This is a genomic window from Micromonospora sp. II, assembly GCF_001709195.1.
GTDB classification, from domain to species: domain Bacteria; phylum Actinomycetota; class Actinomycetes; order Mycobacteriales; family Micromonosporaceae; genus Micromonospora; species Micromonospora chalcea.
Map to the genome: position 1 here is coordinate 1 of NZ_LYXF01000066.1, position 8905 is coordinate 8905.

An 8905-nucleotide genomic window follows, 5' to 3' on the forward strand; every position below is an offset into this window, starting at 1 on the left:
GACGCGATTCCGCAGATCATGGCCAACCTGACCAGCCGCAACCTCTGCCCGGGCATGATCTCACCGAGCACCGGCCGAGCGGTGGCCCCGGACGGAACTCCGCCGCCGACCACTCCGCCGCCGACCGGCACGCCGACCACTCCGCCGCCGACCACTCCGCCTCCCAGCGGCGGATGCACAGCGACGGCGACGACCCCCAACGTCTGGGGTGACCGGTACAACACCTCGGTGACGGTTCAGGGGGCCAGCAACTGGACCGTGGTCGTGGCTCTGACCCCGCCGCAGCGGGTCTCCACTACCTGGAACGGCTCCCCCAGTTGGGACAGCACCGGTTACGTGATGACGATGCGGTCCAACGGCAGCGGCAACACCTTCGGCTTCACCACGATGATGAACGGCAACAGCGGCGCCAGACCGCAGATCCGTTCCTGCACCGCGGGCTGATCCCGGTGGCCCACCCAGGTCACCGGAAACGGCTCGGGTGAGCGTGGTCGACCAGGTGCCCCTACGGTCCAGCTGACCCTGGACCGTAGGGGCACGGTTCGCTTCTACGCGAGCGTTTCGGTTCTGATGTAGAGCACCATTCCGACCAGAGCCAGCACGTCCACCGTCAAGAGACCGAGGTGCGCATACCGGTAGCGGCGCACCATCGTGCCGGCTACGGGCGTCGCCGGCGTGTGGTCCAGGAGCGCCGCGATCTTGTTCAAGCGCGTCTGGTACCCGCCCGGATGCACCCGGTGATGGCCACCCACGCTGGGGGTCAGGGCGGCAATCGGAACAGGCGGGTGCCCGGAGACTCGCAGCTCGATGTCGAACCCGTCGAGTCGTACTCCGTCGACCAGTGACCGTGGAACGCTGTATCTGACGAGTGGGTTGCCCACGACGACATGCGTGTGGGTCACCGCCACGAAGGCAGCCGGCCCCGCGAGGTACATGAGCAGTACGCACGTGCCGAGCGGCGTGAGAACCATCAGCAGCAACTGCTGGGTGTCGACGATGCGGGAGGGCGTTACGACGAGGAAAGCGCCGGCCGCCGTGCACATGGCGATCGCCATCAGAGCGAGCGGGTCGTTCCGCCGGATCACGGTCTCAACTCCCCAACAGGTCGTGACCTTGGCAAGGCAGGATCATGATGTACGCGGCAAGGCCCTCGCTATCGCCGTAGCCTTGCCCTGGCTGATTGCGAGATCATGCCTGCCATGCCTTCGGAAGACGTTCGCTGGTCAGATCTCGCCTGCTTCGTCGGACGATCCAGTCACATTCCAGCCGCGCTTGCCGACCTCTCATCCCCCGATGAACAGGTCCGCCTGAAGGCGTTCAGGCTGCTGCTGCAAGACCTTGCCTGGAACGAGAACGTCTTCGAAGCAACACCGTACGCAATTTGCGATGTTGTCGAACGCCTGGAGCGGCGTGACGTCCCGCATCCGAACGAGGCGTTCGCGTTGCTCAGGACCCTCGGGAACGGGGAAGCGGCCCATCCAGAGCTGATCAACTGGCATGGGCGGACAGTTGATCTGTTGTCGCTGTGCCGAGAACGCGTGGAAAGCAGCCTCACGCTCTACCTGAGTTACCTCTCCGATCCGGGCGCACGCCTCGGTGCGCTGGACGTCATCAGCGGCTTTCGAGGTAGGAGGGCCGAGGCGCTAGCCGAACTGGGCCGGGCTGCCGATTCCGCGACATCTACCGAGGAGCGCACGGAAATCCTGACGGCGATCGGCGATCTCCGCGAGTGGAACGACACCGTGGCGGATGAACCGAGCTGCGTTGTGCCGGACGAGTTTCTCACCAGGAAGGCTTCAGAAAGTAGGGCGGCGATGATCCGCATCGGTCGAGGTGAGCGTCCACCGCGGCGGGGCAATGCAGGTCCACTCCTGTCTGCGCGTCAGTATCTGATTCGACTCGTCATGCGTTTCCGCGAGCGGTCGAACTGACCACGCGACCCTGGTCCGTCCAACCGCATGCCAGACGGTTGCGAAAGGTCAGGGACCGAGTCCCCGAGGGCGGCGCTACGGCACGCGGACGAGGGAAGCGTGGGCTGCGCGCCCCTCGGCCGCCTGGTCCGGCTCGATCGAGACGTAGACCTTCTCGGGCCATGGCGCGCGCACGCTGAGGCTTACGCGTGCCAGATCGTCACTGCAGGGCACCTGCGCCTCGGCGGCGTCGGGAGGGATGGGGGCCGGATTGCCGGCCTCGTCCGCCCCAGAGGTCGCGGCCCAGAAGCGCGCCCGGAGCGTCCCTTCCCCGACGCACAGGACGTCGAGCACGTAGACGCCGGTCTTGTTCTCGTTGTACCCGGTGCCACTGATGCCGCCGCGCCGGGCGGGCTCGGAGCCGGTCATGAGGATCGGTCCTTTTCCCTCACGCTTTCGCTGCTTGTTGTCCACGGAGGTGATCCCGAGCGCGGCGGCTGCTGTGGCGGCCATGCGGTCGAGTTGTTCGGCGGGCAGTTCCGACGGGGACGGCGACGGGCTCGGTGCCGCAGGCGGGGTGGCGGATCGCTCGCTGGTGGCCAGGTGGGTCACGGCGACGCCACCAGCCACCACGATCCCGACGCCGGCGGCGAGGGCGGCGATTCCGGTGCGGCGGCGGTTCCGTACGGTCCGCTGCGCCGCCGCGGTTCCCGGTGGGCGGATGTGTGTCAGAGTCTCCGCGCGCATGAGGGCGAATGCATTCCGGGTCTGCTCGTCGGTGATGTCCTCAGGCATGCGACTTCTCCATGTGTTCGGGGCCGAGCCGGGCGGCGAGCGTGGCCCGACCGCGATGCAGCCATGACCTGACGGTGCCTTCGGGCACTCCCTCGCGGTCGGCGATCTCCGCGACCGGCAGGTCGGCGAGATAGCGCAGCACCATTGCCCGCCGCTGCGCGGCGGGTAGCGAGGCCAGGGCCTCGACCAGCGCGACGTGGTCCGGTTCCGGTCCCGCGACGACCGGCTCGCCGCGCTGGCGTCGGTGGAACGCCCGCATCACGCGCAGTCTCCGCCAGCGGCTGGTCGCGAGGTTCCAGGCGACCCGCCGGACCCAGGCGGCGGGGTCGTCGTAGCCGGAGACCTGCCGCCATCGGGCGAGCGCCCGGCAGAACGCCTCCTGGACGACGTCCTGGGCCTCGTGCAGGTCGCCGAAGTAGGCGTACACCTGCACCGTCAGGTCCGCGTAGCTCGCCGCGTAAAAGTCGTCGAAGTCCCTCATCGGCGACTACACGCGCGGCCTGATCGCAACGTTGCGGGCGTCCATCAGATTTCACCGATCCCCTCGACCACGCGGCAACCCGCGGCCGGCGGAAATCCGCCGACCGCGGCCCCGGTCGCTGTCCGGTGGTGCTGCCTGCCCCATTTCACTCCGCGACGGCGGTCGCCTCCAGCTCCACGAGCACGTCGGGCTCGAAGAGGGACTCGACGCCGATCAGCGACGCCGGCGGAAGCGGCTGGGGCAGCCCGAGCTCCTCGGCGACCGACTCGATGCCGGCCATGAACGGCCCGATCTTCTCGGGCGCCCAATCCGTGACGTAGAAGGTCAGCCGGATCACGTCCTGGAACGAGGCATCGGCGCCCGCGAGGGCGAGCCCGGTGTTGCGCAGCACCTGCGCGACCTGCCCGGCCAGGTCGCCCGGTGCGACCGGGGTGCCGTCGCCGAGCCGCGCGACCTGACCGCTGACGTGGATGTGACGGGTGCCGGTGCCCACTGCCACGTGGTGGTACGGCGTGTGCGGCTGAAGACCGGCAGGGCTGAAGCGGGTGACAGACATCGTGTCTCCTCCATGGGGACCTAGGTGGTTTACCATTGATACCTAGTTGACGGAGGACACTTCAAGGAGACCTGGTTTCATGGGCGATACCGCAGGCGCTCGCGCCGACGAGCTGCGCATCGACGCGCCGCACCGCGAGCTGCTCGATCAGGTGCTGGACAAGTGGTCGCTGAGCGTCCTCAACGAGCTGTGCGAGCGCCCGTGCCGCTTCAACGAGCTGCGCCGCGCGATCCCGGCCGTGACGCAGAAGTCGCTCACGGCGACACTGCGACGGCTCGAACGCAACGGCATCGTCGAACGCCACGTGGTGGCGACCCGTCCGGTCGCGGTCGAGTACCGGATCACCCAGCTGGGCAAGACCCTGCGTGCGCCGATCGACGTCCTGCTCGACTGGGCCGACGCGCACCTGCCGCAGATCGAACAGGCCCGCCGGACCTTCGACGCCGAGCCGGAGTGACGAGTACGGCCGGACTCAGGAGCCCGGCTCGTCGCGCGCCGGCGTCGTCCGCAGGCGTACCCGGGTGATGGCCCGGCCCGTCACCTCCGCCACCTCGGCGGTCAGGCCGGGCAGCTCGATCGTCTCGCCGGGGGCCTTCGGGATGTGGCCGAGATGCGCCAGGACCAGGCCGGCCACCGTGGTGTAGTCCCCGGCCTCCAGCGTGGCCTCGTCGAGGTCGATGCCCACGTCGACCAGGTCGTGCAGCGGGAACCCGCCGGGCATCAGCAGCGCGCCGTCCGCCTCCCGTACGACGGCCTGCACGTCCCGGTCGGTCTCGTCGTAGATCTCCCCGACGATCTCCTCGACCAGGTCCTCCATGGTGACGATGCCGTCGATGGACCCGCGCTCGTCGACAACGAGCGCGAACTGCTGTCGTTGGGCGCGCAGCTCCCGGATCGCCTCGGTAACCTTCAGCGTCTCCGGCAGGTACACCGCCGGGCTGGCGTGGTCGGCGACCGGCCCGTCCTGGTCGAGCAGGTCCCGCATGTGCACCACGCCGACGGTGTCGTCCAGTCCGCCGCGGCCCACGACCGGGGCGCGTGTCTGCCCCGACTTGCCCAGCTCGCGCAGCGCCTGCGGCGCGGACAGCTCCGCCGACAGGGTGACGACGTCGCGGCGCGGGACGAGGATCTCCCGCAGTATCCGCTCGGCCACCTCGAACGCGCCCGAGATGATCGTGCGGTGTTCGGGGGTGAGGTTGCGTTGCGCGGCGACCATGTCCCGCAGCTCCTCGGTGGTGACCTCCTCCCGGCGGGCCCGGGGGTCGCCGCCGGCCAGGCGTACGACGGCGTCGCTCGACCTGCTCAGGAGCCACACCGCCGGGCGGGAGAACGTCGACAGCGCGTCGATCGGGCGGGCCACCAGCAGCGCCCAGCCCTCGGCACGCTGCATCGCGATCCGCTTCGGCGCCAGCTCGCCGAGCACCAGCGTGACGAAGGTCAGGATGATGGTGACGACGACGACCGAGACCGGCTCGGCGGCCGACCCGAGGAATCCCAGCGGGCCCACCAGCGGCGCCGCGAGGGACACCGCGGCGGCGGCCGAGGCGAGGAAACCGGCCAGCGTGATGCCGATCTGGATGGTGGCCAGGAAGCGGTTCGGATCCCGCGCCAGCTTCGCCAGCACCCGGCCGCCCCGGGAGGTCCGCTCCAGGCGCTGCAGTTGGCTCTCCCGCAGCGACACCAACGCCATCTCGCTGCCCGCGAACACCGCGTTCACCAACACCAACACGAACACGAGCGTGACCTGCACGCCATAGCCGTCCACGGCCAGTTCGACGCCTCCTCGGCCGGACCCTCCGGCAGCGTCAACCGTAGCCGCCGCGGCTGGGCGGGGCGGGCCGGGTTGCGAGCAATCAGCGCGTTTCCGCCGGTGATTCCGGAATCAGCCGGCCAGCCGCCGCCAGCCGCTCGAGCACGGCCCGGTGCGGAACCGCGTGACTGGTACGGCCACCCACGCCCGTGGTGGTGACTGCGGTGAACAGCGAGTTCAGCAGCGCCTCCTCGACCGCGTCCAGCACGGCCGCGAACACCGGGTCGATCTCCCCGTCCGGGATCGGCTGCTGATCCGACGTGGTGAACCCGATCGCGTAGTCGCCGCTGGTGCCGCTGAAGGACGCGCCGACCCGGGCCATGGCGAACACCGCCCGGCGGGCGACCCGCCCGAGCTGTCGCGCGTCCAGCGGTACGTCGGTGGCCACCACGATCATGCACGAGTTGCCGGGCGGCTCGGCCCGGTCGGCGGCGGGGACCAGTTCTTCGGCCGGCATCGGCACGCCGAGCACTCTGAGGACGCCGCCGAAGTTGGACTGGACCAGCGCGCCGACAGTCCCCGTACGGCCGGCGGCCCGCACGGTCCGGGACGAGGTGCCGATGCCGCCCTTGAAGCCCAGCGCGGTGGTGCCGGCGCCGGCGCCGACGCAGCCCTCGGCGGGCGGCCCGTCGGTCGCCTGAGCGATGGCGGCCAGGACGTGGTCCTCGGTGATCGGGCGGCGGCGGATGTCGGACAGGTGCCCGTCGTTCGTCTCGCCGACCAGGGGGTTGAACGACACCCCGTCCGTCCGGCGCTCCATCAACCAGCCGAGCAGCGCGTCCGCCGCCCGGAACACCGACAGCGTCGCGGTCAGCACGACCGGGGATTCCAGTACGCCGAGTTCGTCCACCTGGGTCGAGCCGACGAGTTTCCCGTGCCCGTTGCCGGAGAACACCGCCGCCGGCAGAGTCCACCGTCCGGGGCCGAGCCCGCTCGGCACGATCGCCGTGACGCCGGTGTGCAGGTCGCCGCCGTCGTCCACGGTGGTGTGACCCACCAGGACGCCGGGGACGTCGGTGATCGCGTTGTGGCGTCCGGTGGGCAGCGTTCCGACGACGACGCCGAGGTCACGGGCGCGCCGGCCGGTCCGGCTCAGGGCAGCGCCGCCCGGATCGCCTGCACGATGCCGGTCGGTGAGTAGTCGTCGGGGACGCCCTCGACCAGGATGATGTCGCCCTCGATGTGCCGGGAGCGCAGGGGCGCGATCTCCTGGTACGCGGGCGAGTCCCACCACGCGCGCGCCTCGGCGATGCCCGGGAAGCCGAGCATCACGACCGCGCCGGGCCAGGCGCCCTCCTTCACCTCGTGCGGCGTGGCGTGCACGAGGAAACGGCCGCCGTACGGGGCGAGGGTGGCCGGGAGGCGCTCGATGTACTCGGCGATGTCCGGGTGCGGGGCGGCGTCCTGGAGGTGGGCGATGGCGTACGCGGGCATGGTGTCCTTCCGGCCGTCGAACTCCGAACGCCGATCCTGGCACAGCGGACGGCAGACGTTCGCGCCCATTTTCCCGGCACCGACGACGGCGCGCGCTCAGGCGCCGGACGCCACGGCCGCGACGGCGGCGTGCGTGCGGTGGGTCTCGTCGTACAGGCGTGTCAGGCGTTCGACCTCGGCGAACCCGGCCTGCCGCAGCCGCGCGGAGAACTCGTCCACCGGCCAGCGGTACGCGGTGGCGACCTTGTGGTCGAAGGCGCTCACCTCGTCACCGGCGAAGATGCCGACCACGAGCGGTCCACCCGGCACGATCGCGCGCCGGAACCCCGCCAGCACGGCGTCGAGATCCGGTGGCGGGAGGTGGATCAGCGAGTACCAGGCGAGGATGCCGTCGACGGAGTGGTCGGGGACGGCGAGGTCGTCCAGCGACCCGAGCCGGTACGCGCCGCCCGGATGGGTGGCCCGCGCGTGCGCGACGAACTCGGGAACCATGTCGATCCCGGTGGCGTCGACGCCCAGCGACCGGAGGTGGTCGGTGAGGTGCCCCGGTCCGCACCCGAGGTCGAGCACCGGGCCGGTCCGGCCGGCCAGGTGCCGCCCGATGAGGGCGAGGTCGTCCGGGTGCACCGCGGCGGTGCTGCCGAACAGTTCGATGTAGAGCTCCGCGACCGCCCCGTACGCCTGCCGTACCCGTGTGTCGTCCACCGCTCGACCATAGGGGTCCGACGCCTTGGCCGCATTTAGCAGATGAATGAGATGAATGAATGGAAAAGTCGTCGCAAAGCAGCCGCCCGGTGCGGAATCGATAGCTTTCCGTCACTGAAGTTTCTATCCTTGAAGAATCCCGATCGCCAGCAGCGGAAGGGGCGGCATGCCGCGCCGTTCGAGCCTCAGCTATCGAGATGCGTTGAAGCTGCTGGCCCCGGGCAGCACGCGCATCACCGAGACCGACAAGGTCGTCAGCGCGGGGATCCTCGGCGCCGGGGCGCTCACCCAGGGCGCGGCGCTCGCTCTGCTCGGCCCGAAGAACGCGCTCATGCAACTCGTCCGGGACGCCACCGGAAACCAGGCCGGCCGCATCCGCACGACCGGCGGAAAATCGTATTACAAGCTGCTGGAGGCCAGCCATACCGTGCTGGCGCTCTCCGCGTTCTTCGACGGTTTCCGGGACGAGGTCGGGCCGGGTTTCGACCGGCTGGAGCTGACCGACGAGGAAAAGGTGGGCATGGTGGCGGCCGACCGTCGCCAGCACACGCTGCCGAAGGAGATCGACGGCGGATACTTCCCGCTGCCGTCCTCGGTCCACGGCATGGACGACACCCGGCGCGACGTCGAGGCCGCCTACGTCAAGCTCTACGACGCCACCATCGCGTTCTGCGAGGGCCTCGCCGCCTGGCCGTCGGTGCGGCGTGGGCTCGACCTCACGTCGCTGCGGTCCCGGGTGGTGGGCCGGGCCATGTGGCACTACGAGGACCGTTTCGACCGGCTCGCCGCGGACCTCCCCGAGTTCGGGTTCCGGATGCTCCGGCAGGCGATCGAGCACAACCTGATCGACAACCGGAACCTGACCACCGAGGTCTCGGCCCGGCTGGACGCGCTGGCGCAGCTGTACCGCAATCTCGCCGAGCTGTCCGGCCCGGCCCCGGCCGACCGCCCCGACCTGCTCCGGGAGTCGCTCGACCGGCTCACCGGCTCGCTGGCCGCGGTGTTCCGGCAGCCGCTGCTGCGGATCAAGGACGTCGACTTCCACCTGCGTCTGCCCACGGTGGAGGAGGGGTTCATCAGCCCGGACTTCCGGGCCGCCGAGTACGGCAAGCACACGTCCCCGGAGCGGGATGCCTGGTGGGACGACCAGCCGCGCCGGGGCGACCTGGTCGGTTTCCTCTCCGAATACCTGACCGATCCGGCGAGCCTGCACC

General features: G+C 70.2%; 10 protein-coding genes and 2 pseudogenes. 4 read left to right on the forward strand and 8 right to left on the reverse strand.

The genetic code is table 11. The features are described 5' to 3' along the window. Nucleotides 1–444: pseudogene (locus A8711_RS31795) on the forward strand (polysaccharide deacetylase); the annotation flags it as partial. 104 nt (nucleotides 445–548) lie between these two features. Here A8711_RS31795 and A8711_RS25770 read toward each other — a convergent pair. Next, nucleotides 549–1085, reverse strand: a complete 537-nt coding sequence (locus A8711_RS25770) for a hypothetical protein (protein WP_069089594.1) — start codon at nucleotides 1083–1085, stop codon at nucleotides 549–551. 114 nt (nucleotides 1086–1199) lie between these two features. Here A8711_RS25770 and A8711_RS32215 point away from each other — a divergent pair, with 114 nt between their 5' ends. After that, nucleotides 1200–1931 (forward strand): hypothetical protein, encoded by a 732-nt coding sequence (locus tag A8711_RS32215; protein WP_124779002.1) that lies wholly within the window; start codon nucleotides 1200–1202, stop codon nucleotides 1929–1931. Between the two features lie 75 nt (nucleotides 1932–2006). On the opposite strand, the gene A8711_RS25775 is transcribed toward A8711_RS32215, so the two are convergent. The 3 genes from A8711_RS25775 to A8711_RS25785 all read right to left on the reverse strand — a co-directional run bounded on the left by A8711_RS25775 (nucleotide 2007) and on the right by A8711_RS25785 (nucleotide 3742). Further along, nucleotides 2007–2705, reverse strand: coding sequence for a hypothetical protein (locus A8711_RS25775; protein ID WP_069089595.1), 699 nt, complete (start codon nucleotides 2703–2705; stop codon nucleotides 2007–2009). Next, nucleotides 2698–3186: a SigE family RNA polymerase sigma factor gene (locus A8711_RS25780; RefSeq protein WP_064448837.1), complete on the reverse strand. Its 489-nt coding sequence runs from the start codon at nucleotides 3184–3186 to the stop codon at nucleotides 2698–2700. The genes A8711_RS25775 and A8711_RS25780 overlap by 8 nt, the downstream gene beginning before the upstream one ends. Before the next feature lie 145 nt (nucleotides 3187–3331). Next, complete coding sequence (locus A8711_RS25785) at nucleotides 3332–3742, reverse strand: RidA family protein (protein WP_069089596.1); 411 nt, start codon at nucleotides 3740–3742, stop codon at nucleotides 3332–3334. A gap of 79 nt (nucleotides 3743–3821) precedes the next feature. Between A8711_RS25785 and A8711_RS25790 the strand changes: the two genes are divergently transcribed. Further along, complete coding sequence (locus A8711_RS25790; RefSeq protein WP_069089597.1) at nucleotides 3822–4199, forward strand: helix-turn-helix domain-containing protein; 378 nt, start codon at nucleotides 3822–3824, stop codon at nucleotides 4197–4199. A gap of 15 nt (nucleotides 4200–4214) precedes the next feature. Here A8711_RS25790 and A8711_RS25795 read toward each other — a convergent pair whose 3' ends face one another. From A8711_RS25795 to A8711_RS25810, 4 genes are all read right to left on the reverse strand, one after another. Further along, a complete protein-coding gene (locus A8711_RS25795) occupies nucleotides 4215–5507 on the reverse strand; it encodes a hemolysin family protein (protein WP_069089598.1) in 1293 nt (430 codons plus the stop codon). An 88-nt stretch (nucleotides 5508–5595) separates the two neighbouring features. Then, a complete protein-coding gene (locus A8711_RS25800; RefSeq protein WP_176722886.1) occupies nucleotides 5596–6648 on the reverse strand; it encodes a P1 family peptidase in 1053 nt (350 codons plus the stop codon). Continuing rightward, entirely contained in the window at nucleotides 6645–6986 is a 342-nt protein-coding gene (locus A8711_RS25805) for a DUF1330 domain-containing protein (RefSeq protein ID WP_030499352.1), read from the reverse strand. Before A8711_RS25805 ends, A8711_RS25800 begins: the two co-directional genes overlap by 4 nt. Nucleotides 6987–7082: 96 nt before the next feature. Then, a complete protein-coding gene (locus A8711_RS25810; protein ID WP_069089600.1) occupies nucleotides 7083–7691 on the reverse strand; it encodes a class I SAM-dependent methyltransferase in 609 nt (202 codons plus the stop codon). A 202-nt stretch (nucleotides 7692–7893) separates the two neighbouring features. On the opposite strand from A8711_RS25810, the pseudogene A8711_RS25815 reads away from it, so the two are divergent. Beyond that, a pseudogene (locus A8711_RS25815) lies at nucleotides 7894–8905 on the forward strand (AAA family ATPase); the annotation flags it as partial.